Origin of the sequence: Verrucosispora sp. WMMD1129, assembly GCF_029581255.1 — a bacterium.
In the GTDB taxonomy this organism is placed as follows: domain Bacteria; phylum Actinomycetota; class Actinomycetes; order Mycobacteriales; family Micromonosporaceae; genus Micromonospora; species Micromonospora sediminimaris.
In genome coordinates, this window is the sequence record NZ_CP120741.1 from 4998026 (window position 1) to 5022150 (window position 24125).

General features: G+C 71.4%; 22 protein-coding genes, 1 tRNA gene and 1 pseudogene. 9 read left to right on the forward strand and 15 right to left on the reverse strand.

From position 1 onward, the window contains the following. Positions 1 to 5: 5 nt before the first annotated feature. The 5 genes from fabF to O7624_RS23365 form a co-directional block, all read right to left on the reverse strand. Positions 6 to 1232, reverse strand: a complete 1227-nt coding sequence (gene fabF, locus O7624_RS23345) for a beta-ketoacyl-ACP synthase II (protein WP_282237269.1) — start codon at positions 1230 to 1232, stop codon at positions 6 to 8. A gap of 2 nt (positions 1233 to 1234) precedes the next feature. Next, a complete protein-coding gene (locus O7624_RS23350; RefSeq protein ID WP_007072348.1) occupies positions 1235 to 1474 on the reverse strand; it encodes an acyl carrier protein in 240 nt (79 codons plus the stop codon). Positions 1475 to 1557: 83 nt separating this feature from the next. After that, positions 1558 to 2502, reverse strand: a complete 945-nt coding sequence (locus tag O7624_RS23355; RefSeq protein WP_093401315.1) for a beta-ketoacyl-ACP synthase III — start codon at positions 2500 to 2502, stop codon at positions 1558 to 1560. Further along, positions 2499 to 3488, reverse strand: a complete 990-nt coding sequence (locus O7624_RS23360) for an ACP S-malonyltransferase (protein WP_282237270.1) — start codon at positions 3486 to 3488, stop codon at positions 2499 to 2501. The genes O7624_RS23355 and O7624_RS23360 overlap by 4 nt, the downstream gene beginning before the upstream one ends. Positions 3489 to 3566: 78 nt before the next feature. Next, on the reverse strand, positions 3567 to 4865 hold the full coding sequence (locus tag O7624_RS23365) for a helix-turn-helix domain-containing protein (protein ID WP_282237271.1): 1299 nt from the start codon (positions 4863 to 4865) through the stop codon (positions 3567 to 3569). Between the two features lie 117 nt (positions 4866 to 4982). Here O7624_RS23365 and O7624_RS23370 point away from each other — a divergent pair, with 117 nt between their 5' ends. Beyond that, complete coding sequence (locus O7624_RS23370; protein ID WP_093401312.1) at positions 4983 to 5348, forward strand: hypothetical protein; 366 nt, start codon at positions 4983 to 4985, stop codon at positions 5346 to 5348. A gap of 74 nt (positions 5349 to 5422) precedes the next feature. Here the strand turns inward: O7624_RS23370 and O7624_RS23375 are convergent, their stop codons facing one another. Further along, on the reverse strand, positions 5423 to 6070 hold the full coding sequence (locus tag O7624_RS23375) for a hypothetical protein (RefSeq protein WP_282237272.1): 648 nt from the start codon (positions 6068 to 6070) through the stop codon (positions 5423 to 5425). A 276-nt stretch (positions 6071 to 6346) separates the two neighbouring features. Here O7624_RS23375 and O7624_RS23380 point away from each other — a divergent pair, with 276 nt between their 5' ends. Continuing rightward, entirely contained in the window at positions 6347 to 6907 is a 561-nt protein-coding gene (locus O7624_RS23380) for a copper resistance CopC family protein (protein ID WP_282237273.1), read from the forward strand. A gap of 38 nt (positions 6908 to 6945) precedes the next feature. Here the strand turns inward: O7624_RS23380 and gltX are convergent, their stop codons facing one another. From gltX to O7624_RS23395, 3 genes are read right to left on the reverse strand one after another with little or no spacing between them, the layout of a single operon-like run. Next, entirely contained in the window at positions 6946 to 8355 is a 1410-nt protein-coding gene (gene gltX / locus O7624_RS23385; protein ID WP_282237274.1) for a glutamate--tRNA ligase, read from the reverse strand. Between the two features lie 50 nt (positions 8356 to 8405). Further along, positions 8406 to 9677 (reverse strand): MFS transporter, encoded by a 1272-nt coding sequence (locus tag O7624_RS23390; protein WP_282237275.1) that lies wholly within the window; start codon positions 9675 to 9677, stop codon positions 8406 to 8408. Beyond that, positions 9674 to 11020, reverse strand: a complete 1347-nt coding sequence (locus O7624_RS23395; RefSeq protein ID WP_282237276.1) for a GH1 family beta-glucosidase — start codon at positions 11018 to 11020, stop codon at positions 9674 to 9676. Before O7624_RS23395 ends, O7624_RS23390 begins: the two co-directional genes overlap by 4 nt. A gap of 191 nt (positions 11021 to 11211) precedes the next feature. Between O7624_RS23395 and O7624_RS23400 the strand changes: the two genes are divergently transcribed. Beyond that, complete coding sequence (locus tag O7624_RS23400) at positions 11212 to 11658, forward strand: SRPBCC family protein (RefSeq protein ID WP_093401307.1); 447 nt, start codon at positions 11212 to 11214, stop codon at positions 11656 to 11658. A gap of 98 nt (positions 11659 to 11756) precedes the next feature. Here the strand turns inward: O7624_RS23400 and O7624_RS23405 are convergent, their stop codons facing one another. The 3 genes from O7624_RS23405 to aceE form a co-directional block, all read right to left on the reverse strand. Next, positions 11757 to 12683, reverse strand: a complete 927-nt coding sequence (locus tag O7624_RS23405; RefSeq protein ID WP_282237277.1) for a hypothetical protein — start codon at positions 12681 to 12683, stop codon at positions 11757 to 11759. Beyond that, complete coding sequence (locus O7624_RS23410; protein ID WP_093401305.1) at positions 12680 to 13969, reverse strand: choice-of-anchor B family protein; 1290 nt, start codon at positions 13967 to 13969, stop codon at positions 12680 to 12682. The genes O7624_RS23405 and O7624_RS23410 overlap by 4 nt, the downstream gene beginning before the upstream one ends. 286 nt (positions 13970 to 14255) lie before the next feature. After that, positions 14256 to 17000 (reverse strand): pyruvate dehydrogenase (acetyl-transferring), homodimeric type, encoded by a 2745-nt coding sequence (gene aceE, locus O7624_RS23415; protein WP_348774961.1) that lies wholly within the window; start codon positions 16998 to 17000, stop codon positions 14256 to 14258. Between the two features lie 197 nt (positions 17001 to 17197). Between aceE and O7624_RS23420 the strand changes: the two genes are divergently transcribed. Then, entirely contained in the window at positions 17198 to 17602 is a 405-nt protein-coding gene (locus tag O7624_RS23420; protein ID WP_093401303.1) for a secondary thiamine-phosphate synthase enzyme YjbQ, read from the forward strand. A gap of 71 nt (positions 17603 to 17673) precedes the next feature. On the opposite strand, the pseudogene O7624_RS23425 reads toward O7624_RS23420, so the two are convergent. Further along, positions 17674 to 17793, reverse strand: a pseudogene (locus tag O7624_RS23425) (alkaline phosphatase D family protein); the annotation flags it as partial. 99 nt (positions 17794 to 17892) lie between these two features. Between O7624_RS23425 and O7624_RS23430 the strand changes: the two are divergent. The 5 genes from O7624_RS23430 to O7624_RS23450 all read left to right on the forward strand — a co-directional run bounded on the left by O7624_RS23430 (position 17893) and on the right by O7624_RS23450 (position 22594). Further along, a complete protein-coding gene (locus tag O7624_RS23430) occupies positions 17893 to 18384 on the forward strand; it encodes a MarR family winged helix-turn-helix transcriptional regulator (RefSeq protein ID WP_282237278.1) in 492 nt (163 codons plus the stop codon). Positions 18385 to 18421: 37 nt separating this feature from the next. Continuing rightward, positions 18422 to 21370, forward strand: coding sequence for a thiamine pyrophosphate-dependent enzyme (locus O7624_RS23435; protein ID WP_282240733.1), 2949 nt, complete (start codon positions 18422 to 18424; stop codon positions 21368 to 21370). A 109-nt stretch (positions 21371 to 21479) separates the two neighbouring features. After that, complete coding sequence (locus O7624_RS23440) at positions 21480 to 21917, forward strand: DUF3052 domain-containing protein (RefSeq protein WP_093401300.1); 438 nt, start codon at positions 21480 to 21482, stop codon at positions 21915 to 21917. A 53-nt stretch (positions 21918 to 21970) separates the two neighbouring features. Then, complete coding sequence (locus O7624_RS23445) at positions 21971 to 22435, forward strand: peroxiredoxin (protein ID WP_282237279.1); 465 nt, start codon at positions 21971 to 21973, stop codon at positions 22433 to 22435. An 84-nt stretch (positions 22436 to 22519) separates the two neighbouring features. After that, positions 22520 to 22594: transfer RNA gene (locus tag O7624_RS23450), tRNA-Val, on the forward strand. Positions 22595 to 22668: 74 nt separating this feature from the next. Here O7624_RS23450 and O7624_RS23455 read toward each other — a convergent pair. Both O7624_RS23455 and O7624_RS23460 read right to left on the reverse strand, forming a co-directional pair. Beyond that, positions 22669 to 23910, reverse strand: a complete 1242-nt coding sequence (locus O7624_RS23455; protein ID WP_282237280.1) for a site-specific integrase — start codon at positions 23908 to 23910, stop codon at positions 22669 to 22671. Continuing rightward, entirely contained in the window at positions 23910 to 24110 is a 201-nt protein-coding gene (locus tag O7624_RS23460) for a helix-turn-helix domain-containing protein (RefSeq protein ID WP_282237281.1), read from the reverse strand. The genes O7624_RS23455 and O7624_RS23460 overlap by 1 nt, the downstream gene beginning before the upstream one ends. Positions 24111 to 24125: the final 15 nt, after the last annotated feature.

Below are 24125 nucleotides of genomic sequence, written 5' to 3' on the forward strand. Positions count from 1 at the left end.
TCGGCTCAGGGCCGGGTGAAGACCAGCGCCACGTTGTGACCGCCGAAGCCGAACGAGTTGTTCAGCGCGGCGGGCACGTCCATGTGCCGGGCCTTGTTGGCCGCCACCTCCAGGGTGAGGCCGTCGTCCGGGTCGTCCAGGTTGATCGTCGGCGGCACCACGCTGTCGCGGATGGTCAGGATGGTGGCGATCGACTCCAGTGCGCCGGCCGCGCCGAGCAGGTGACCGGACATGGACTTGGTGGCGGTGAGCACCGGATGGTCGCCCAGCGCTGCCCGCAACGCGGTGATCTCCGCCAGGTCGCCCACCGGGGTCGAGGTGGCGTGCGCGTTGACGTGGACGATGTCGGACTTGGCCACGTCCGCGTCGGAGATCGCCTTGGCGATCGCCCGGATCGCGCCGGCACCCTCCGGGTGCGGCTGGACGATGTCGAAGCCGTCGGAGGTGATGCCCGCGCCGGCGAGCCTCGCGTACACCCGGGCATTTCGGGCGGCGGCGTGATCGGCGCGCTCCAGCACGATGACGCCGGCCCCCTCGCCGAGTACGAAGCCGTCGCGGCCCTTGTCCCACGGGCGGGAGGCCCGCTCCGGCTCGTCGTTGCGGGTCGACATCGCCCGCATCGAGGAGAAGCCGGCGATCGGCAGCGGGTGGATGACCGCCTCGGTGCCACCGGCCACCACCACGTCGGCGCGGCCGGCACGGATCATGTCCAGACCGAGCGCGATCGCCTCCGCGCCGGTGGCGCAGGCGCTGGCCACGGAGTGCACGCCCGCGCGGGCACCCAGCTCCAGGCCGACCCAGGCGGCCGGACCGTTCGGCATCAGCATCGGGATGGTGTGCGGGGAGACCCGCCGCGGACCGGACGCCTCCAGGACGTCGTCCTGGGCGAGCAGGGTCAGCGCCCCGCCGATGCCCGAGCCGACGCTCACGCCGAGCCGCTCCGGGTCGAGCCCGGAGTCGGCCAGGCCGGAATCCGACCAGGCCTGGTGGGCGGCGATGAGCGCGATCGCCTCGGAACGGTCCAACCGGCGCAGCTTCACCCGGTCCAGCAGGCCAGCCGGATCGACCGCGAGCTGGGCGGCGATCCGGACCGGCAGTTGCGCGGCCCACTCCTGGGCGAGCGAACTCACCCCGGAGCGGCCGGCGAGCATGGCGTCCCAGGTCGACGCGACGTCCCCGCCCAGCGGGGTGGTCGCGCCGAGCCCGGTGACGACGACGTCGATGCGACTCATGATCAGGACTGCGCCTCGATGTAGCTCACGGCGTCCCCGACGGTCTTGAGGTTCTGCACCTCGTTGTCAGGGATCTTGACGCCGAACTTCTCCTCGGCGGCGACCACGACCTCCACCATGGAGAGCGAGTCGACGTCCAGGTCGTCGGTGAAGGACTTCCCCTCGGCCACGTCGTCCGGGTTCACCCCGGCAACCTCTTCGAGGATCTCGGCGAGGCCGGCGGTGATCTCGTCACGGGTCATTGCGGTGGGTTCCTCTCATCGGGTTCTCTCGACGGGGCGGCGACGCCACCCGTCGCTCCTCGGCGCTGCGCGCCGTGGGGGTATCAGGGGCAGCGGACGACCTGACCGGCGTAGGTCAGGCCGCCGCCGAAGCCGAACAGCAGCACCGGGGCGCCGGAGGGCACCTCGCGACGCTCCACCAGCTTGGACAGGGCCAGCGGAATGCTGGCCGCGGAGGTGTTGCCGGACTCGACGATGTCCTTCGCGATGATCGCCTGTGGGATGTTCAACCGCTTCGCGATGCCGTCGATGATCCGGGCGTTGGCCTGGTGCGGGACGAAGGCGGCCAGCTCCGACGGGTCGACACCGGCGCGTTCGCACGCCTGTAGGGCGAGCGGCGCCAGCGCCGTGGTGGCCCAGCGGAACACCGTCTGACCCTCCTGGGCGACGTACGGCCGCCAACCCTCGATGCGTACCGCGTCGCCGCGCTCCGGCACCGAGCCCCAGACCACCGGACCGACGCCCGCCGGCTCGTCCTCGGCGGCAGCGGTGACCACGGCCGCGCCCGCGCCGTCACCGAAGATGATGCAGGTGGAGCGGTCGGTCCAGTCGGTGAAGTCGGACAGCTTCTCCGCGCCGATCACCAGGGCGTTGCGGGACGCGCCGGCGCGGATCGCGTGGTCGACCGTGCCCAGCGCGTACGCGAAGCCGGAGCAGGCGGTGTTCACGTCGAACGCCCCCGGGACGTTGATCCCCAGCTTGGCGGCCACCCGGCAGGCCACGTTCGGGCTGCGGTCGATCGAGGTGCAGGTGGCGACCACCACCAGGTCGATGTCGGCAGCGGTCAGGCCGGAGTTCGCCAGCGCCTTGTCGGCTGCGGCTGCGGCCATGTCGGCGACCGTCTCGTCACCGGCGATCCGGCGGGTCGCGATGCCTACCCGGTCGCGGATCCACTCGTCGCTGGTTTCCACCAGTTGAGCGATCTCGTCGTTGGTCACCACCCGGGACGGCTGGTAGTGCCCGAGGGACAGGATCCGGCTGCCCGTCATGACGAGGCCTCCCCAGCATGGTCGCGAGACGTGAGCGAAGTGTTTTCGTTTACCGGACCGCCGGCCGTCGTGCCGTGCCGGGCGATGAGCTCCCGGGCGGCGGGCAGGTCGTCCGGGGTCTTCAAGGTGACGATCTCCGGTGCACCGGCACCGGCAAGCTCGCGCTTGACCAGGCCGGCGAGCGTGCCGGCGGGCGGCAGCTCGATCACGCCGGTCACGCCGAGGGCGGCGAGGGTGGCCATGCAGAGGTCCCAGCGGACCGGGGCGGTGACCTGGCGGACCAGCCGTTCGAGCAACTCCCGGCCGTTGTCGACCGCCGTCCCGTCGAGGTTGGACAGCAGGATGCGGTCCGGATCGCTCGGGGTGATCCCGGCGGCGACGGTGGCCAGCGCCGCTTCCGCCGGAGCCATGTACGGGGTGTGGAACGCGCCGGCCACCTGCAACCGGACGACCCGGACCCGTTCCGGGGGCTCGGCGGCCAGCTTCTCCAGCCCGTCGAGCGCGCCGGCGGCGACGACCTGGCCCTTGCCGTTGCGGTTGGCGGCTGACAGTCCGTGCGCATTTATCGCGGCGGTCACCTCGTCCGGGTCGCCGCCGAGCATGGCGGCCATGCCGGTCGGTTCCAGCGCGCAGGCGGCGGCCATCTCCCGGCCGCGTACGCCGGCGAGGGTGATCGCGTCCGTCGCCGGGAGCGCCCCGGCCAGCGCCGCCGCGCCGAGTTCACCGACACTGTGCCCGGCGGTCACCGCTACCTGGCGCATCGGCAGCTGCTCGGCGGCGAGCAGCGCGGCGGCGACCAGCAGCGGCTGGGTGCGCGCGGTGTCCCGGATTTCGTCGGCGTCGGCGGTGGTGCCCAGGCGCACCAGGTCGACGCCGGCCAGCTCGGACCACGAGCGCAGTCGAGCCTCGGCGTCGGGGAGGTCGAGCCAGGGGGTCAGAAAGCCGGGTTTCTGGGAACCCTGGCCGGGGCAGAGTACGGCGAGCACGTCTATGACTCTCCTGGATACCCATGGGTTGCGCTGTGCCGGCTGGCACCAAACCGCACTAGGTCAGTTGGAGGGATCCTACAAAGACTGACGCTGGTCATCACCATGCTGTGATCTTTTACTGACTGGTGGGGCCAATGTCTGGGTAGGTACCACCGGATCCAGCCGGCCGACCGTCAGCGCGACCCGCAGCGCGAAGGCGTCCCGGGGCGCCAGGGGGCTGAAGCCGGTCACCTCGGAGATCCGCCGCAGCCGGTAACGCACCGTGTTCGGGTGCACGTACAGCGCCCGGGCGGCGCTCTCCAGCGTGCCACCGGCGGCGAAGAAGGCGTCCAACGTCTGCAGCAGCTCACCGCCCGCGCGGACCAGCACCGCGTACACGTCATGGCGCAGCCGCCGACGGGCCTCGGCGTCGCCCGCCAGGGCCCGCTCGGGCAGCAGGTCACCGGCGTGCACCGGACGTGGTGCCGCCGGCCACGCCGGGGCGGCCCGGTAACCGGCCAACGCCGCCCGGGCCGACTCGGTCGCCTCGTCCAGGCTCGGCACCGCCGGACCGACCACCACCGGTCCCTCGCCGAAGGCGGTGAGCAGCTTGCCGGTCGCCGCGACCGGGTCGGCCGCCCCGCCGAGCACGATCACCAGGCGGTCGCCGTGCACGCCGCCGATCACCTCGACCCCGATCCGTCGGGCCTGTCGGTAGACGGTGTGCAGGACCGCGGCGACCTCGCCGCCGGGGGAGGGGCCGACCGCCACCGCCACCGGTGGCGCGTCCGTCCAGCCGAGCGCGGCGGCGCGGCTGGCCAGCACGTCCGGTGAGTCGCCGCGCAGCAGCGCGTCCACCAGCAGGGCCTGCAACCGGGCATCCCAGGAACCGCGCGATTCGGCGGCCCGGGCGTAGACCCGGGCGGCGGCGAAGGCGATCTCCCGGGAGTACCGCAGCACCGCCTCCCGCAGCTGCGGCTCCTCACCGGGGGCGGCGAGGTCGCTGACCTGCTCCTCCACCACGTCGATGGTCACCTTGATCAGGGCGACGGTCTGCTGGAGGGTGATCGAGCGGGCCAGGGCCTGCGGCGCGGTGGCGAACACCTCGTCGGAAACCTCCTGGGTGCCCTCGGCGGCCCCGCCGCCGGAGCGCAACCACTGGACCAGGGAGCGGGCGCCGGCCTGGGCCACCAGCATCACCCAGGAGCGCTGGTCGGCCGGCAGTTCCCGGAACCAGGGCAGGGTCTCGTCCATCCGGACCACGCTCGCGGTGGCCAGCGCGCCGGCCGCCCGCTCGATCCGGCGCAGCGTGGCTGACAGGTCCGTGCTGCCCGACTCGCTCACCCGCCTAGCCTGACATGCGCTGACCTGGACCTTGACGGCAGGCGTCGACACCGGTGCCGCCGACGGCCGAACCGGTACGCGCTGCGCGGCGGGTCAGAACCGGCCAGTACGGTGACAGGGCACGTCGGGTGGGCGCCGGCGGGTGAGGGCGAGCGTGAGGAGACGCCGATGGCGTACGGGGAGGCCGACCACGGCTGTGCCCAGGGGGAGCCGTGCCGACCGGGCCCGCACGAGCAGCCGGCCCTCGCCAAGCCCCACCGCAGGCCGCCCGGTCTGGCGCATCCGGTCGAGCCGGGCGCCGGTCGGATGGCGGAGCGCCCTGAGGACGATCCCGCGTCCGCCCGGCAGCGCGGCGGCGAGCCACCGGTGCCCCGTCAGCGCACCGTCGAGCCGTCCACGGCCGGGCAGACCGACCCGACGGCCAGCGGGTGCCGCAGTGACCTGCCCGGCTGGGCCGGGGCGCACCGGCACGGTCCGGTCCGCCCGGCCCAACGCAGCCTGCGGCGGGAACGCCCGCCGGGTCGTTGGTGCTGAGCGGCGGTACAGCCCAGCCAGCCAGGCTGCTGCGGGGCGTGCGCGGGCCGGACGATCGAGCGCCGGAGATGGCGTCAGTGGGTACGGCGGCGGATCAGTAGCGCGATCCCGGCGAGCCCGAGGGTGATCACCAGCACCACCGCGACGTTCAGCAGGAGCAGGCGGCGCAACTCGCTGAACGCCTCGTTGATGTCCTGCGCGGGGTTGAGCGCGTCCTCCGGGATGATGCGTTCACCACCGCCGGCACCCCCGCTGACCGCCTCGTAGGTCCGTTCCAGCGGCACACCGGCGGTGCGCAGCGTCTCGGACATGCTGACCCGTCCGAGGTACCAGGCCGCGCTGACCTTGCGGTCGGGCTGCTTCGCCGGGCGGTAGACGCGCGGCCCGCCGACCGCCTTCGGGTAGAGGTCGTAGGTCTGCTTCGGAGCGTCACCGGCCAGCACCAGGACCGTGTACTTCGGACCGAGGTCGTCCTTCTTCGGACCGCCGGACTGGCGGACCAGGCCCTTGTGATTGACCTGCTCGATGACGGCGACGACATGCGTGGGGTGGGTGTCGGCGCGCAGGCGCAACGGCTCGGCCAGCCCGTGCCCGGTGATGTCCACGCCAGCCGGTGGCGTCTTCGGCGCCGCCCCAGCCACCTCGGCAGAGGTGAGTGACAGGAGCAACGCCGCCATCGCACCCGCCGTCGCCCCGGCCAGTCGCCTCATCCGTCGGACCATGCCGCCTCCTCGCCCCGTTCGATGGGTGGCCGTGCTGCAGAGGTCACACACGTTGGAAGGCCGACGGTGGTGACCGTGCCCACAGGACAGGTACCCACTCAAAGACTCCGCGGAACGCCGATCGGTTGCAGCTGATGGAACACTAATTGGAACTATCTGCGATTGCGACCCGACCAACGACCAGCCGCGAAGCAGCGGGCGGATTTTACCTTTGCGGAGGCCATGATGGGGGGCAGGATAGCGCGTCTGACGCGTTTCGGGGCAGCGGTGTTCGGCGTGGCGTTCGGCGTGTCGTTGCTGATGCCGGCGGTGCCGGCTGCCGCACACAACCAGTTGACCGGCAGCAGCCCTCGCGACGGTGCCCGGGTGGCCGAGGCGCCGGAGCGCGTCGAGCTGCGCTTTCTGGCCCGGCTCGACGAGGACACGACGAAGGTCACGGTCACCGGGCCGGACAATGTCGACGCGGCCGGTGGAGAGCCGCGTTTCTCCGGCAACCGGGTCAGCGTGCCGTTCACTCCCGGCGCGGCGGGGCTGTACGTCGTCGGCTACCGGCTGGTGTCCGGCGACGGTCACCCGATCACCGGCGAGGTGCGGTTCACGCTGACCACCGGCACGCCCGCCGACCCGACCCCGGAACCGACCGCCGCCGATCCGACGGCGACCGGTACGGCCGCGAGTACTCCGGCACCTGTCACTCCTGAGGCAGCCACGCCCATGCCCATGTCGGACGAGTCCTCCGGCGGCGGATGGTGGTGGGCGGCCGTCGCGGTGCTGCTGTTGCTGGCCGTCCTGGCCACTGCCCGGCTGATCCGCCGCCGCGCCGCCCGCCGTGGCTGAACGCTGACAGCCCGGCCGCTCGGCCAGGGCCGGTGCAGTCAGACCAGGCGGACCCGGGCCGCGCGCATCCGGGTCAGCGCGCGCTCGCGCCCGAGCACCTCCAACGACTCGAACAGCGGCAAGCCGACGGTCCGGCCGGTGACCGCGACGCGTACCGGTGCCTGGGCCTTGCCGAGCTTGAGGCCGCGCTCCGCGCCGACCGCCTCCAGCGTTGTCTTGAGCGTCTCCGCGTCCCACGAGTCGACAGCCTCGAAGGCGGCGATGGCGGCGTCGAGCAAATCCGCCGACCCCTCCTTCATCGCCTTCGTCCAGGCCGCTTCGTCGATCAGCGGGGAGTCGACGAAGAAGAAGTCGACGTTCGGCACGATCTCGCTGAGCACCGCGATCCGGGTCTGCGCCAACGGGGCGACCGCCGCGAACACGGCCGCGTCGAACTCGGCCGGCTGCCAGGGCGGCGGCGCGATGGTGCCGGTGCCGGTCAGCCAGGGCTGGCACGCCTCGATGAACTCGGCCACGGGCAGCGCCCGGATGTACTCGCCGTTGAACGCGCGCAGCTTCTTCTCGTCGAAGAACGCGGGGGACGGGTTGACCTCCGCCAGCCGGAACTCGTCCTCGATGACCGACCAGGGCACGATCTCCCGGTCTCCGGAGGGCGCCCAGCCGAGCAGCATCAGATAGTTGCGCATGGCCTCGGCGAGGTACCCCTCGTCGCGGTACGCCTCCAGGGCGACCTTGTCGCGGCGCTTGGAGAGCTTCTGCCGCTTCTCGTTGACCACCACCGGCACGTGCGCCCAGATCGGCGGCTTCACCCCGAGCGCGTCCCAGAGCAACTGCTGTTTCGGGGTGTTCGGCAGGTGTTCCTCGGCTCGGATCACATGCGTGATCCCCATGGTCATGTCGTCCACCACGTTGGCCAGCAGGAAGACCGGCGAGCCGTCCCCCCGGGCGATGACGAAGTCCTCGATGAGCTTGTTCTCGAAGGTCGGCTCGCCCCGGATCAGGTCGGTCACCATCGTGGCACCCTCGTCTGGGGTGCGGAAGCGCAGCGCCCGGCCATCACCGGGGGGCAGCGCCCGGTCGCGGCAGTAGCCGTCGTAACCGGTGTACTGGTTGCCGGTGCGGGCCTGCACCGCCTCCCGGGTGCAGTCGCAGTAGTACGCTCGGCCCGCCTCGTACAGCCGCCGCGCGGCGGCCCGGTGCTCACCGGCGTACGAGGACTGGAAGTAGGGCCCCTCGTAGCTGCCCCGCTCGATACCGATCCAGTCCAGCGCGGAGAGGATGCCCTCGGTCCACTCCGGCTTGTTGCGGGCCGCGTCGGTGTCCTCGATGCGCAGCACGAACACCCCGCCCTGCTGCCTGGCGTAGATCCAGTTCTGAAGTGCTGAGCGGGCACCGCCGACGTGGAACATACCGGTCGGGGAAGGGGCGAAGCGCACACGTACCGTCACGACCTCCAGCCTACGGCGACATGCGACCGCACTCGGCCAAGGGGTACGCCTCAGGGCACCGAGCGGATCTTCAGGACCAGGACGCTACCGAGCAGGGTCACCGCGGCGGTGGTCGCGTAGAGCGCCGGATATCCGCCCAGGTGCACCACGATCGGGGCGGAGACGGCCGGACCGAGCACCTGGGGCGCGGAGTTGGCAATGTTGATCACGCCGAGATCCTTGGCCCGGTCGGTGGCCCTCGGCAGCACCTGGGTGATCAGCGCGGCGTCCACCGACAGGTACACGCCGTAGCCGGCGCCGAGGACCAGCGCGGCGATCACCGCCACCGGCCAGGTGGCCGCGGCGGCCAACAGCAGCGCCGCCGCGGCCATCACCACGCCCGCGGCGATCACGAAGACCTTCCGCCGGCCGGAGCGGTCCGAGAGCCGACCGGCGATGACGGTGGTGGCCATCAGACCGGCGGTGTAGAGCAGGATCAGCACCAGCAACCCGCCCTCGGGGTCGGCGACCCGGACCTCGTCGGTGAGGAAGTAGAGCAGGTAGAGCGTGCCGAAGGCGTTGCCGAGCTGGACCAGGAACCGGGTGATCCACGCCCAGCCGAAGTCCGGGTGCCGGCGCGGTGAGACCCACATCCCGGCGAGCAGGCCGCGCAGCGCCGGCCGGTGCGTGCGGGGTAGCGGATCGTCGGTGGTGCGCAGGGCGAACGGCAGGGCGAGCAGCAGGACGGCGGCGGCGACGGCCAGGTAGCCGGCGGTGTTGCCGGTGACCAGGACGGTGACCAGCACGACGCCGAGGACCAGCCCCAGCGCCTGCGGGATGCCGACCCAGCCGGAGACGCCGCCCCGCTGGGCGACCGGAACCCGGTCCGGCACCGCGGCGGTCAGGCTGGCCAGCATCGCGTTGAAGCAGACCTGGGCGGCCACCCAGCCGACGGTCACCCCGAGCACGGTGCGGGCCTGAGCCAGCAAGGCCAGCGCCAGCGCGCCGAGCACCGCCCCGCCGAGGGTCCAGACGTGCCGACGGCCGAACTCCCACCGGCCCAGGCGCAGGCAGGTGCGGTCCGACAGGGCGCCGGCGAGCGGGTTGGCGAGCACCGCCGCGAGGGCGCCGAAGCCGGTGACCACGGCCAGCATGGTCTCCTTCTCCGTCGGTGCGATCTGCCCGATCTGCTGCGGTAGCAGCACCTGGATCGGGGTGAAGAAGGCCATCCAGACGCCGAGGTTGGCGGCGAACAGCAACGCGATCCATCCGCGCCGGACCGGCACGGTCGGCTCGGCGAGCGCGGCCGGCAGCGAGGCCGGCGTGGGGTCGACGGTGGTCACCGAGGTGCCCGCCGGGCGGTCGCGATGACCTCGCGCAGCCAGGCGTACGAGGACTTGGGCGTGCGCTGCCCGGTGCGGAAGTCCACGTGCACCAGGCCGAATCGCTTGGTGAAGCCCTCGGCCCACTCCCAGTTGTCCAGCAGCGACCAGACGAAGTAGCCGGTCACGTCGACCCCGTCGTCGATGGCGGCGCGGACGGCCCGCAGGTGACCGTCCAGGTAGGCGATCCGGTCCGGGTCGGGCACCTGTCCGTCGGCGTCGGGCGCGTCGTCGTAGGCGCAGCCACTCTCGGTGACCTGGATCGGCGGCAGCGCCCTGCCGTAGCGGTCACGCAGCCAGCCGAGCAGCTCACGCAGCCCCTCCGGGACCACCGGCCAGTCGAAGGCGGTACGCGGGTATCCGGTGAGCGGCACCAGCTCGAAGGGCAGCGGCGATCCCTCCTCCGGGGCGCGTACCGCGGTGGGGTTGTAGTAGTTGACGCCGAGCACGTCGATCGGCGCGGCGATCACGTCCAGGTCGCCGTCGCGGACCGCAGCGGTGTCGAAGTTCAGTTCCGCCGGGTACCCGCGACCGAGCAGCGGGTCGGTGAAGAGCTGGTTGTGCAGGGCGTCGTAGGCCGCCCCTGCGGCGGCGTCGGCCTGGCTGCCCCCGACGACGCGCACCGGCGAGTAGTTGTTGGCGATGGCCACCGGGCTGGTGCTGCGGGCACGCAACGCGGCGACCGCGAGCCCGTGACCGAGCAGCTGGTGATGGGCGACCGGGAAGGCGTCGAAGAGCAGCATCCGGCCGGGGGCGTGGACGCCGGTGGCGTGCCCGAGGCTCATGTGGATAAAGGGTTCGTTGAGGGTGATCCAGAGCCGGACCCGGTCGCCGAGGCGCGTGGCCACCACGTCCGCGTACTCGGCGAAGCGGTGCGCGGTGTCCCGGTTCAGCCAGCCCCCGGCGTCCTCCAACGGCTGGGGCAGGTCCCAGTGGAAGAGAGTGGCGACCGGATCGATGCCGTGCGCGAGCAGCTCGTCGACCAGCCGCTCGTAGAAGTCCAGCCCCGCGGGGTTGACCTGGCCGGTGCCGCTGGGCAGCACCCGGGGCCAGGCGATCGAGAAGCGGTACGCGCTCACCCCCAGCCCGGCCATCAGGGCGACGTCCTCGGCGTACCGGTGGTAGTGGTCGCAGGCCACGTCGCCACTGCTGCCGTCGATGATCCGGCCGGGGGTGTGGGCGAAGGTGTCCCAGATGGACGGTCCCCGTCCGTCGGTGTCGGCGGCGCCTTCGATCTGGTACGCGGAGGTGGAGACGCCCCAGCGGAAGCCGGTGGGGAACTCGGGCATCGGTGCGGTCGACATACGCCCTCCCGGTCGCTCGAACGCGAAACGTGCTCGGAACTCTAGGGGGCGGCGAGGCGGTGCGCCATAGGCTCCCGAGCGGCCGAGAGCAATACCTTTCGGCGTGTCTTTTACGAACCCGTCCATATACATCCGTTTTTGCGCATAGAGTGCCGAATATTGTGGGATGTCCTCACTGGAGGAAGACGGAAATGATCCTCGTGGAACGCAGCGCGCACGTGGCGGCGCCGGTGGAAGCGGTCTGGGACGTGGTGCAGCGGGCCGAGCAGTTGCCGGCCTGGCTGGCCGGGGTCCGTGCGGCCGAGGTCCTCTCGGGGGAGGGCTTCGGTCGGCGGCAGCTGGTCCAGGCCGGACGCGGCGCCGCGCATGAGGCCGAGGTGATCGCCTATCAGGAGCCGACCCTGATCGGCTGGCGCGAACGCGCCAAGGGCGCCGGTGCCCGAGCGGAGGCGCGCACCGAGATATACGTCCAGCTCACACCCGACGAACAGGAGGGCGGCACGGTCGTGCGGCTCATCGTCGTTCGCTGGCCGGCCGGCCCGGTCAAGGCCGCCCTGCTTCGGCTCGGCCTGCGTCGGGTCGGCGCCGACCTGGAGGACTCGCTGGCCCGGCTGACCGATCTGGCCGCCGTCGGCTGACGGGCCGCGTCCCGGCGTCACCCGCGAAGGTGGCGGCCCCGGTGTCCCCTCCAGGGGCACCCGGGCCGCCACCGCTCGTCGGTACCCGGCGCGACAGGTCACACGACCACGGTGAAGGCGGCGACGCGTACCTCGTCGAGGTGCCGGAACTCGAAGAACAGCCGGTAGGTGCCGGCCGACGGCACGGTGACGCCGAACGCCACCACCGAGCTGGGCTGGCTGGCCGCCGCCGGATGCACGTGCAGGTACGCCAGATCGCCCTGGCGCAACGCCACCAGGTGCCCGTACGCGCCCAGATGCCGTTGCAGGTCATTGACTGGCTGCCCGTCGTGCCCCAGCCACACGAGCACCTGGTTGGACTCGCCCGCCCGCAGCCCACCGTCGAGGGTGACCGTGTAGCCGTCCACCAGGATCGTCTCCTCGGGCGGAGCCAGCGGACCTGAGGCGTACCGGCCGGGAACCGGCACGTCGATGCCGAGCGTGACGCCCGCCGGTGCCCCTTGCGGCCAGAAGTCCGCGATGGCCCGGAGCGGGCCGGGCGCGGTAGGTGTGACAGTGACCCGCCAGGTGCCGTCGGCCGACATCTCCGGGTGCACGTGCTGATAGCCGGAGAGATCCCGACCGACCAGGATCAGGTGCATCCGGCGCTCATGGTTCTCCTGGAAGGTGGTGAGCGCCGCGCCGGCCGCGTCGGTGATCCGGAAGGCCAGTTCACCCGGCCGGCCGGCGGTCAGGCTCGGGGTGTCCAGGGCCAGGGTCCAGCCGTCGCGGGACACCTCCAGCCCGCCCGGGCCGTGACCGAGGTGCGCGGTGGACGCCGCCTGCGGTGTCGGACCGGAGGTCGGCGCACCCGCGCGACCGGCGAAGAAGCCGACGGTCAGGGTCAGGCCGAGCACAAGCGTGGCGGCGGCGTACCGCCACGCGGTGCCGCCCGGCGGCACCGGGTCGGGGCGGGGGCGCCCCGGCTGGGACGCCCCCTCGACCTGGCCGGCGGCCGTGCCCGGCCGATGGTCGGTGGCGGTCATGACAAGCGCGGCTGGAGTACGAACAGCCCCTGCTCGATGCCGCTGACCACCACGATGCCGCTCGGGTAGTACGGGTAGGTGCTCCACGCCCCGTTCATCGAGGCGCTGTTGCTCGACGGGTAGATGTCGAAGTACCCGGCCTCGGTGGCCTGCCCGCTGGCCACGTTACGCAGGTCCAGGATGCGCAACCCGGCCCGGTAGTTGGCCTGGTAGCTGTAGCTGCCCTTGACGTACTGGTTGTGATCGGTGGCCTGGACCCCGGACGGGGCGCTGTAGGTGCCGATGTGCCGGGGCGCGTCGAGGTCGGCCAGGTCCCAGATGTAGGTCTGGGTCCGCACCCCGCGCCGGGTCTCGTCCAACTCGTCGTCGAGCAGGAAGTAACGCTGGTTGTCGGTGAACCAGCCCTGGTGGGTGTACGCCCGCCCGCTGTAGCCGATGCGGGACAGCTGCCGAGGAGCCGACTTGGTGGTCACGTCGACCACGGTCACCGTGTCCTCGTTGGAGCTGACGCAGATCTCCCGCCCGGTGTAGGTGGTGTCCGGACCGCGGTAGACCACGCACTGGGTGTCGTGGGTGTAACCGTCGTTGCTGACACAGCCGGCGTACACCGGCGACTTCGGGGTGCGGATGTCGACCATGTGCAGGCCGCCGCTACAGGTGTTCGTGCCGACCGCGTACGCGTACCCGGTCTGCTCGTTGATGGCGATGTTGTGCGAGTTGCCGAACCGGCTGTAGTGCGTGTTGGCCGTCCAGGTCTGCGGCGTGGTGACGCCACGCAACCGGGTCAGGTCGAACACCTGCATGCCGTGCCCGGAGACGTCCGCCACCACGTACGCGTGGTCCCGGTAGACCTTGATGTCCCGCCAGATCGCGGTGCGGTTCTGGTACGCGGGCAGGTTGCCCAGGTAGACCGGGGCGGTCGGGTTGGACACGTCCACGAACGAGGTGCCGTTGCGGCGACCGACCAGGGCGTACTCCTTGCCGGTCTGCGGGTCGGTCCAGCCCCAGATGTCGTTGGCCTGGCTGCCGCCGATGCTGGACAGCGGCATGAACGACAGCAGGTCCACATTGCGGCAGGGATAGCCCGCCGCCTGGCCGTTGGTGCAGGTCGCGGCGGCGGCCGCGACGAGTTGCTGAGTGGGTTCGCGCTGGGCCATGAACTCCTGCGCCGACGCACGCCCGGCCGGGGTGGCCGGGTCGTGGGCCACCGAGGGCGAACTCGCCGGGAGCATCGACACCACCAGGGCGCCGACGGCCAGGGCCAGACCGATCCGAACAGGTCGCATGTGCACTCCCTCCCGTCGCGCGCCAATGCGGCGGTGACGTCCCGGCCGGCGGTGGACGGGCGCGACGGGGTGAGTTCACCGGCCGGCCTGGTGTCCCTGGGGCAAGCTGAAACACCTATCGGCAATTGTGGATGCGTTGTGTTACACGAAAAAGATGCTCGTCGATACCGGAAGGGTCATACCTGCGGACTGGCCCGGTGGGCCCCACCGAGCCACGGCGCGGGCACCGCACGCGAAAGGGCCCGGCGCGGTGTCACACCGCGCCGGGCCCTTCGGGATGGAACTGTCAGCTGTCGCCGCCGGTTTCGCCGACCGGAGCGGCGTTCACGTCGTCGATGGCGTACTTCTTGGCCGCCTCGGCCGGCACGTGGGCCGGCACCGCCCCACGCAGCGCGAGCTGCCGCAGCGTCGCGACCGCCACCGACTCGGCGTCGACGTGGAAGTGCCGCCGCAGCGCGTGCCGGGTGTCGGAGAGCCCGAAGCCGTCGGTGCCCAGCGAGGTCCAGTCGCCCGGTACCCAGCGGGAGATCAGGTCCGGCACCGCGCGCATCCAGTCGCTGACCGCGACCTTCGGGCCGTCGGCGTCGGCCAGCTTGCGCTGGATGTACGGCACCCGCTGCTCGGCGCCCGGGTGCAGGAGGTTGTACTCCTCGCACTCCACCGCGTCGCGGCGCAGCTCCGTCCACGAGGTGACCGACCAGACGTCGGCGGCCACCCCCCAGTCCTGCGCCAGCAGCTGCTGCGCCTTGAGCGCCCACTGCATACCGGTTCCGGAGGCCAGCAGGTTCGCCCGGGGGGCGTCCCCGTCCAGCGACGGCGCGGGGGAGTAGCGGTGGATGCCCTTGACGATGCCCTCGACGTCCACGCCGTCGGGCTCCGCCGGCTGGTGGATCGGCTCGTTGTAGACGGTGAGGTAGTAGAAGACGTTCTCCGGCTCCGCGCCGTACATCCGGTGCAGGCCGCTCTCCATGATGTGCGCGATCTCGAACGCGAACGCCGGGTCGTACGCGACCACCGCCGGGTTGGTGGCGGCCAGCAGCAGGGAATGCCCGTCCTCGTGCTGGAGGCCCTCACCGTTGAGCGTGGTGCGTCCGGCGGTGGCGCCGAGCACGAAGCCCCGGGTCATCTGGTCCGCGGCCGCCCAGAAGCCGTCGCCGGTGCGCTGGAACCCGAACATCGAGTAGAAGATGTACATCGGGATCATCGGCTCGTCGTGGGTGGCGTACGACGTGCCAGCCGCGGTGAACGAGGCCACCGAGCCGGCCTCGTTGATCCCCTCGTGCAGGATCTGCCCGGCGGTCGACTCCTTGTACGACAGGAACAGCTCCCGGTCGACCGAGGTGTACCGCTGGCCGTGCGGCGAGTAGATCTTGGCGGTCGGGAAGATGGAGTCCAGACCGAAGGTGCGCGCCTCGTCGGGGATGATCGGCACCCAACGCTTGCCGAACTCCTTGTCCTTCATCAGGTCCTTGAGCAACCGGACGAAGGCCATCGTGGTGGCCACCTTCTGCTTGCCCGAACCGCGCTTGACGTCGGCGAAGCGCTCCGCGGCGGGGATGGCCAGCTGCTTGGCGCTGGTCCGCCGGGTCGGCAGGTAACCGCCGAGCTGCTTGCGCCGCTCGTGCAGGTACTGCATCTCGTCGGACTTGTCGTCCGGCCGCAGGTACGGCGGCAGGTACGGGTTCTCCTCCAGCGCCGAGTCCGGGATGTCGAGGTAGAGCCGGTCGCGGAAGGTCTTCAGGTCCTCCAGCGTCAGCTTCTTCATCTGGTGCGTGGCGTTGCGGCCCTCGAAGTGCGAGCCGAGCGTCCAGCCCTTGATCGTCTTGGCCAGGATCACTGTCGGCTGGCCGGTGTGCTCGGTCGCCGCCTTGTAGGCCGCGTAGAGCTTGCGGTAGTCGTGCCCGCCCCGCTTGAGATTCCAGATCTCGTCGTCGGTAAGCCCCTCGACCATCTTGCGGGAGCGCGGGTCACGGCCGAAGAAGTGCTCCCGCACGTACGCCCCGGACTCCGCCTTGTAGGTCTGGTAGTCACCGTCGGGCGTGGTGTTCATCAGGTTGACCAGCGCGCCGTCGGTGTCGGCGGCGAGCAGCGGATCCCACTCCCGCCCCCAGACCACCTTGATGACGTTCCAGCCGGCACCCCGGAAGAACGCCTCCAGCTCCTGCATGACCTTGCCGTTGCCGCGCACCGGCCCGTCCAGGCGCTGGAGGTTGCAGTTGATCACGAAGGTGAGGTTGTCCAGCTCCTCGCGGGCGGCCACCCCGATCGCGCCAAGCGTCTCCGGCTCGTCCATCTCGCCGTCGCCGAGGAAGGCCCAGACGTGCTGGTCGGAGGTGTCCTTGATGCCCCGGTGCTGCAGGTAACGGTTGAACCGGGCCTGGTAGATGGCGTTCAGGCCGCCCAGACCCATGGAGACCGTGGGGAACTCCCAGAAGTCCGGCATCAGCCGGGGGTGCGGGTACGAGGGGAGACCGCCGCCGGGGTGGGACAGCTCCTGCCGGAAGCCGTCGAGCTGGTTCTCGCTGAGCCGGCCCTCCAGGTACGCCCGCGCGTACATGCCGGGGGAGGCGTGCCCCTGGTAGAAGATGTGGTCGCCGCCACCCGGGTGGTCCTTGCCCCGGAAGAAGTGGTTGAAGCCGACCTCGTAGAGCGACGCCGAGCTGGCGTAGGTCGAGATGTGGCCACCGACGCCGATCTCCGGCCGCTGCGCGCGGTGCACCAGCATCGCCGCGTTCCACCGCACGTACGCCCGAATCCGGCGCTCGACGTGCTCGTCACCGGGGAACCACGGTTCGCGCTCCGGCGGAATGGTGTTGATGTAGTCGGTGGTGGTCAGCGACGGCACGCCGACCTGACGCTCCCGGGCGCGCTCCAGCAGCCGCAGCATCACGTAGCGGGCTCGCTTGGTGCCACGGTCGTCGATGACACCGTCGAGCGACTCGACCCACTCGCTGGTTTCTTCGGGGTCGATGTCCGGAAGCTGGCTCGGCAGGCCGGCCGTGATCACCGGGCGCTTGCGTTCCGTAGCCACAGGCGTTCCCTCGGTTGTGTGTGGGATAGGTCTCTAGCGCCATCCTGCCCCGTCGTGGCACTCGGCGTCACGTCCACCCGGCCGAAGGGCGACGCTCGACACAGGTACCCACCAGTAACTTTGCCGGTCGGTGGCGTTCGCGGCGGGCGCACCGGTGGGTACCGGTGGGCCGTCGCCGGGTGGGGGAGAATGCGGGTGTGCGCAGTGAGCTGATCACCGTCCGGACCGGGTCCCGGCCGACCGTCCGGGACATCACGGCCGAGGCCGAACAGTTCGTCGCCGGCTCGGGCGACGGCCTGTTGCACGTCTTCGTGCCACACGCCACCGCCGGCGTGGCCATCATCGAGACCGGGGCAGGATCGGACGACGACCTGCTGACCGCGCTGGATGCCGTGCTGCCCACGGACGGGCGCTGGCGGCACCGGCACGGCTCGCCGGGGCACGGCCGCGATCACGTGCTGCCCGCCTTCGTCGCCCCGTACGCGACGCTGCCCGTGCTCGATGGGCGGCTGGCCCTGGGCACCTGGCAGTCGATCTGCCTGGTCGACACCAACGGCGACAATCCCACCCGGCAGGTCCGCTTCTCCTTCCTGTCCGGCTGATTCCGTCCTCGCTCACCCCGTCCGTCCGGTTCGCCCGCCCCCGCCACGTCGAAGTCGGCGGTGAGCTGCGCCCCGTCGCGACCCGAGGTGATCGAGGAGCAGACCAACTCGCTGCCGACGGTGCGTGAGGTCGGATCGGCGTAGTCGAGCTTCAGGTCGCTGGCCCAGGGCGCGTGCTCGTCCGCCGCTATCGCCCGAACAGGGCCGAGCGGAACTGACCCGACGAACCTCTCGGTTGCCCGACGCCGTCAGTCAGACGAGGTCGCAGGCCGCCGCCCTAGGATGTGACCATGTCACGGCCGATCATCGCCCCGGTCGGCCCGGAACCGGCCGACCGCGCCCGGCTGGCCGGTGACGCGGTACGCCGGATCATGCACGTCGCCGCCGCCCTGCGGCACCACCAGGATCTCGACATCGCCACGCTGGGCCTGACTCCGGCCGTGGCCCGCGCCCTGTACCAGCTCGACCCGGACCGTCCGCTGCCCGCCCGCGAGCTCGCCGACCAGCTGCGCTGCGACCGGTCCAACGTCACCGCGCTGGTCGACAAGCTGGAGCAGGCCGGGCTGGTCGAGCGCCGGGTCGACCCGACAGACCGGCGGCAGAAGACGTTGGTGGTGACCGATGCCGGCCGGCGGATGCGCGAGCGGGTCCATCTCGTGCTCTCCGACTCCCGGCTGCTGACCCGGCTCGACAACGAGGAACTCGCCACACTGCGTGATCTGGTGTGGAAGGTTTCCGACGGCGGCTGCCCGGAGGACTGCGTCCAGACCGGGCCGGTGTGAGAGGCACTCGACTGTGCGAGGCGTGCCCCGGTCGGTAATGCTGTCGGACGTGACCACCCCGCAGGATCTCGACGACCGGTTCCGGGAGTCCCTGGCCGCCCTCGCCGCGCCGTCGCACCGGAGCGACCCGGCACGGCCGGTGGCCGAGGGCAGCGCACTGACCGGTGCCCAACTGCTGGACCTTTTCGACGCCCAGGTCACCAGCCGGCAACTCGACCTGGCCGGCCGCTGGCTGCGTAGCTTCGGCGAGGGCTACTACACCATCGGCTCCGCCGGTCACGAGGGCAACGCCGCGGTGGCGGCGGCGCTGCGGCCCACGGACCCGGCCCTGTTGCACTACCGCTCCGGCGCCTTCTACTGCGTCCGCGCCGCCCAGGCGGACCCGTCCGCGCCGGCTGTGCCGTCGGGTGAGCCGGCCGCTGAGACCGCTCCGCCGGCTGCATCGCCGTCCGCGCCGGCTGCATCGCCGTCCGCGCCGGCTGCATCGCCGTCCGCGCCGGCCGTGCGGTTGGGTGAGCCGGCCGCCGAGACTGCTCCGGCGGCCCGGGCCAGCCAGCCGACGGACGCTGCGCAGGCCGGCCGTACCACCGAGGCCGGCCATACCAGCGAGGCCGGCCCTTCCGGTCGGTCCGGCGCGTCGCCCGTTCCGGATCTGCCGGAGAGCAGCGAACAGGGGGCCGCCCCGGGCGAGCCGGCCGGCGGTCCGGCCACGGACGGAACCGACTCGCCGAGCGGCGCGGGTTCGCCCGACGGCGCGGGCTCGTCCGACGGCGCGGGTTCGCACGGCGGCGTGGGTTCGCCCGACGCGGCGGCGATCGACCGGAGTGACGGTGACGCTGCCGACCTGACCCGGGCCGCCGACTCCGGCGTGAACCCGGAGGGGCAGGCGGCCGCCGTCGGGGACCAACCGGCGGCCGTGCCACTGGCCCACTCCCGACCGGCCACCGTGACCGTGCCGGCTCCCGGGCCGGGCGACGACGTCGGGCCCGACGGGATCCGGATGACGGGGGTCAAGCGGCCGTTGCCCCGGGCGTACGCCGACGCTGCCCGGGACGTCCTGCGCGGCATGGTGGCCTCCAGCCAGGAGCCGATCGCCGGTGGCCGGCACAAGGTGTTCGGCCGCGCCGACCTCGCGGTGGTCCCGACGACCTCGACCGTAGCCTCGCACCTGCCCCGCGCGGTCGGGATGGGTCTTGCCGTGGAGCGGCTGCGTCGGCTGGACGCCCGAGGCGAAGCCAACCGAGCCGGCCTGGAACCCGAACCGACGCCCTGGGCAGCCGACGCCATCGTGGTCTGTTCGTTCGGGGACGCCTCGATCAACCACGCCAGCGCCACGGCCGCATTCAACACCGCCGGCTGGTACGACCACACCGGCCTGCGCATCCCGGTGCTCTTCGTCTGCGAGGACAACGGGCTGGGCATCAGTGTCCGGTCGCCGCAGGGATGGGTGGCGACAGCCCTGCGGTCCAAGCCCGGCATCCGGTACTTCGCCGCCGACGGTGCCGACCTGGTCGGCACCTACGAGGTGGCGGTCGAGGCGGCGGCCTGGGTACGCCGGCACCGCCGCCCGGCCGTGCTGCACCTGACCACGGTCCGGCTGATGGGCCATGCCGGTGCGGACGCCGAGAGCGCGTACCGCCCCGCCTCGGAGATCACCGCCGACGTGGCCCGCGATCCGGTGGTCGCCACTGCCCGGCGGCTTGTCGAAGCGGGCCTGGCCGACGGCCCGGAACTGCTGGACCGCTACGACGAGATCGGCTGGCAGGTCCGCCGGATCGCCGAGGAGGTGCTCGACGAGCCGAAGCTGGCCGACGCCGCCGAGGTGATCGCTCCGCTGGCACCGCGCCGCCCGGTGCGGGTCGCCCTGGCGGTCGCCGACGCGGGCGCCCGCGCCGCCGGGCCTGACGCCGTGACCCGGGCCGAGGCGTTCGGCGGCAAGCCGCCGGAACTGGCCGGGCCGCTCACCCTCGCGCAGAGCATCAACGCGGCGCTCACCGACGGGCTGCTCAGCCATCCGCAGATGGCGGTCTTCGGTGAGGACGTCGCCGCCAAGGGCGGGGTCTACGGGGTGACCAAGGGACTGCGTGACCGGTTCGGTGTCGCCCGGGTGTTCGACACGCTGCTCGACGAGACCTCGATCCTCGGCCTCGGCCTCGGCGCGGGGTTGGCCGGAATGCTGCCGGTGCCGGAGATCCAGTACCTGGCGTACCTGCACAACGCCGAGGACCAGCTGCGCGGCGAGGCGGCGACGATGCGCTTCTTCTCGCAGGGAGCACTGCGCAATCCGATGGTGGTGCGGGTGGCCGGGCTGGCGTACCAGGAGGGCTTCGGCGGGCACTTCCACAACGACAACTCGGTGGCCGTACTGCGGGACGTGCCGGGCCTGGTGATCGCCGTGCCGGCACGGCCGGACGACGCGGCGGCGATGCTGCGGACCTGCCTGGCGAGCGCGACGGTGGACGGCAGCGTCTGCGTGTTCCTGGAGCCGATCGCGCTCTACCACACCCGCGACCTCTACGCCGACGGTGATGGTGAGTGGCTGGCCGATTACGCCGATCCCGGCGCCTGGGCCGGCGGCCACGTGCCGGTGGGACGGGCCCGCGTGTACGGAGTCGGTTCGGCCGAGGACGTAACCATCATCACCTTCGGTAACGGCGTACGAATGTCGTTGCGGGCGGCGTCGGCGCTGGCCGACGAGGGGATCGGCACCCGGGTCGTGGACCTGCGCTGGCTTGCGCCACTGCCGGTGGCCGACCTCATCCGGGAGGCCGCCGCGACCGGCCGGGTGCTGGTGGTGGACGAGACACGCCGGTCCGGTGGGGTCGGTGAGGGGGTGATCGCCGCGCTGGTGGACGCCGGATATGTCGGCGCGGCACGCCGGGTGGCCGCAGTTGACTCTTTTGTGCCGCTGGGTCCGGCCGCCCGACAGGTCCTGGTGTCCGAGGAGGCCATCACCCAGGGTGCCCGTACGCTGCTGGCACGGTAAATTTCGTTCCACCCGGTGCGCCACTTGCGCAGGAGGGCACAACTGTGTGGACTTTGCCTGACGGCGTCGAGCAGACGCCGGCTCGGACGAGATGAGGAGGCACGCGACAGTGAGCGCGACCGCTGGTCAGGCTGCTGACGGGGTACGCAGCCTGGCGGACCGGTTCGGCATCGAGCCGGGGATGGTCGTCATGGAGATGGGCTACGACGACGACGTCGACTCCGATCTCCGAGACGCCCTGACCGACCGTTGTGGAGATCTGGTAGACGAGGACACCGACGAGGTGGTCGACGCGGTGCTGGTCTGGTACCGGGACGGCGACGGTGATCTCTTCGAGCTGCTCGTCGACGCCCTCGGCCCACTGGCCGACAACGGGGTCGTGTGGCTGCTGACGCCCAAGGCCGGCCGCGACGGCCACGTCGAACCGAGTGAGATCGCCGAGTCGGCACCCACCGCTGGTCTTCAGCAGACTTCCACGGTCAACGCCGGCAAGGACTGGAGCGGTGCCCGACTCGTGCTACGTCGCGGCGCCAAGGGCAAGAAGTAACCCCACCCACGGCGAGTGACCGAGGCCGTCCCGAACCGATCCGAGGAGTTCGCATGCCTGTCGAGGTTGGCGTCGAGGCGCCCGACTTCGAGTTGAAGGACCAGAACAACCAGCAGGTCCGGCTCTCCGACTTCCGGGGCCGGCGCACCGTCCTGCTGGTCTTCTACCCGCTGGCGTTCACCGGGGTCTGCCAGGGTGAGCTGACCGAGGTGCGGGACAACCTCGACGAGTACGTCAACGACGAGGTCCAGGTGCTGACCGTCAGCGTCGATTCGGTGTACGCCCACAAGATCTGGGCGGAACGGGAGGGCTACCAATTCCCGCTGCTGTCCGACTTCTGGCCGCACGGCGCCGTCGCTCAGGCGTACGGCGTCTTCAACGAGGCCGCCGGCATCGCCAACCGGGGCACCTTCGTCATCGACCGGTCCGGCGTGGTCCGCTTCGCCGAGATGAACATGCCCGGTGAGGCCCGCGACCAGCAGGGTTGGCGCAAGGCCCTGGCGGAGGCCGCAGCCTGACCCGGCCGCCGGTCGCGAGGCGTCCGCCGGGGCCGGCGGGTGGCAGGGTAAGCTTGCCAACCGCCGGCCCGCCGTACGGCGTCCGGGCGCGTAGCTCAGCGGGAGAGCACTCGCCTTACAAGCGAGGGGTCGCAGGTTCGAAACCTGCCGCGCCCACCACGCACCACCAGCACCGACGACGGCCCGGAGATCAATTCCCCGGGCCGTGACAGCTACGGTGACAGCAACGGCGGTCACGACAGCCGGCCGTCGAGCTTGCCGAGCGCCTGGCGCATGGCGTCAAGGTTGGCGTGCGAATAGATCTTCAGAGTCAGCTTCACGTCCGCGTGGCGGGCGATGGCCTGGACGACGTGGGGCGCTACGCCCAACTCCATCAGCAGCGACACGACCGTGTGCCGCAGGTCATGCAGCCGCACATCGGGACAGCCGGCCTTCACCCGCAGTGCCGCGAAGTGGCGATTGAGGTTGCGCGGCTCGATCGGCGTGCCGACCTCGGAGGGGAAGACCAGGCCGTGATCCTGCCAGACCTCGGCTAGCCGCTCCCGTTCCTGCTGCTGGCGCTTCTGATGGTCGAGCAGCGCAACCCAGGTCCAGTCAGGCAGGGGAAGGATGCCGTCCGATTCCTCGGTCTTGGTGTCTTGCAGGTGCAACTTCCCGCCGGCCCGCTGAACGGTCTGATCGATGGCAACGGTGCCGTTGTCGAGATCGAGATCTGACCAGCGCAGCCCGAGCAGCTCACCGCGCCGAAGCCCGAGGGTTGCTGCCACCACGTAGAGCGCGTGCAGGCGGTGCCCTTCCGTAGCGGCGATGAGCTTGCGTACCTTGTCGACCGAAAGGCCCTTGCCGACCTTGTAGCGCGGCGAGGGGACGCGAACGAGCTTGGCGACGTTGCGGGACACCAACTCCTCCCGCATGGCATGTTGCAGCGCGTTGCGCAGCACCGCGTGTACGTACTGGATCTGTCGCGCGCTGGGGTAGTGCTGGCAGCACTTGCCAACCGAGCAGCACTGCCGGTCAGGCCGGCGGGTGGCGTCGAGCCCAGCCGTACAGCAGAGGCACTTACGGCGGAACTCATCCATGAACGCCTTGACGTGCTGCACCTGCAACGTGTCGAGGCGTTTGGTGCCGAGCGCGGGGATCAGGTGCAGCCGGACGGCGCTCTCATAGCCCCGAGCGGTGGTCGGCTTGAGATCGGTGACGTAGGCCCCCAGCCAGTACGGCAGGTAGTCAGCGAGCTTCCAGGCCCGATCGGGTACGGGTATGCCGCGCTGCGAACGAGATTTCAGCTCGACGAGCTTGGCGTGAGCCTCCTCCCAGGTCACGCCGTAGACGAACTTGCGTTTACGGGTGCCGTCGGTGGTGAGGACATACGCCTGCCCGACCCAGCGGCCGTCACTTGACCGCTGATAGATGGAACCCTCCCCGTTCGGGTTTCGGCGGGCGGCGGACTGGCGGGACTTCGGCTGTTTGGGCATCAGGCGGCTTCTTCCGTGAGCGTGGCAATCGTTTCGTCGATGGCGGCGGCAGGGATGAGGCGGCGGCTACCGACCTTGAAGGAGCGCAGCCGGCCGGAACGGATTAGGTCATAGACGAGCGAGCGGCCGATGCCGAGCGCTCGGGCGGCTTCCTCCACGCGCAGCACGCGAGGAGCGATCGGGGTAGGGGTGGTGTCCAACGGGGCCTTCCTCGT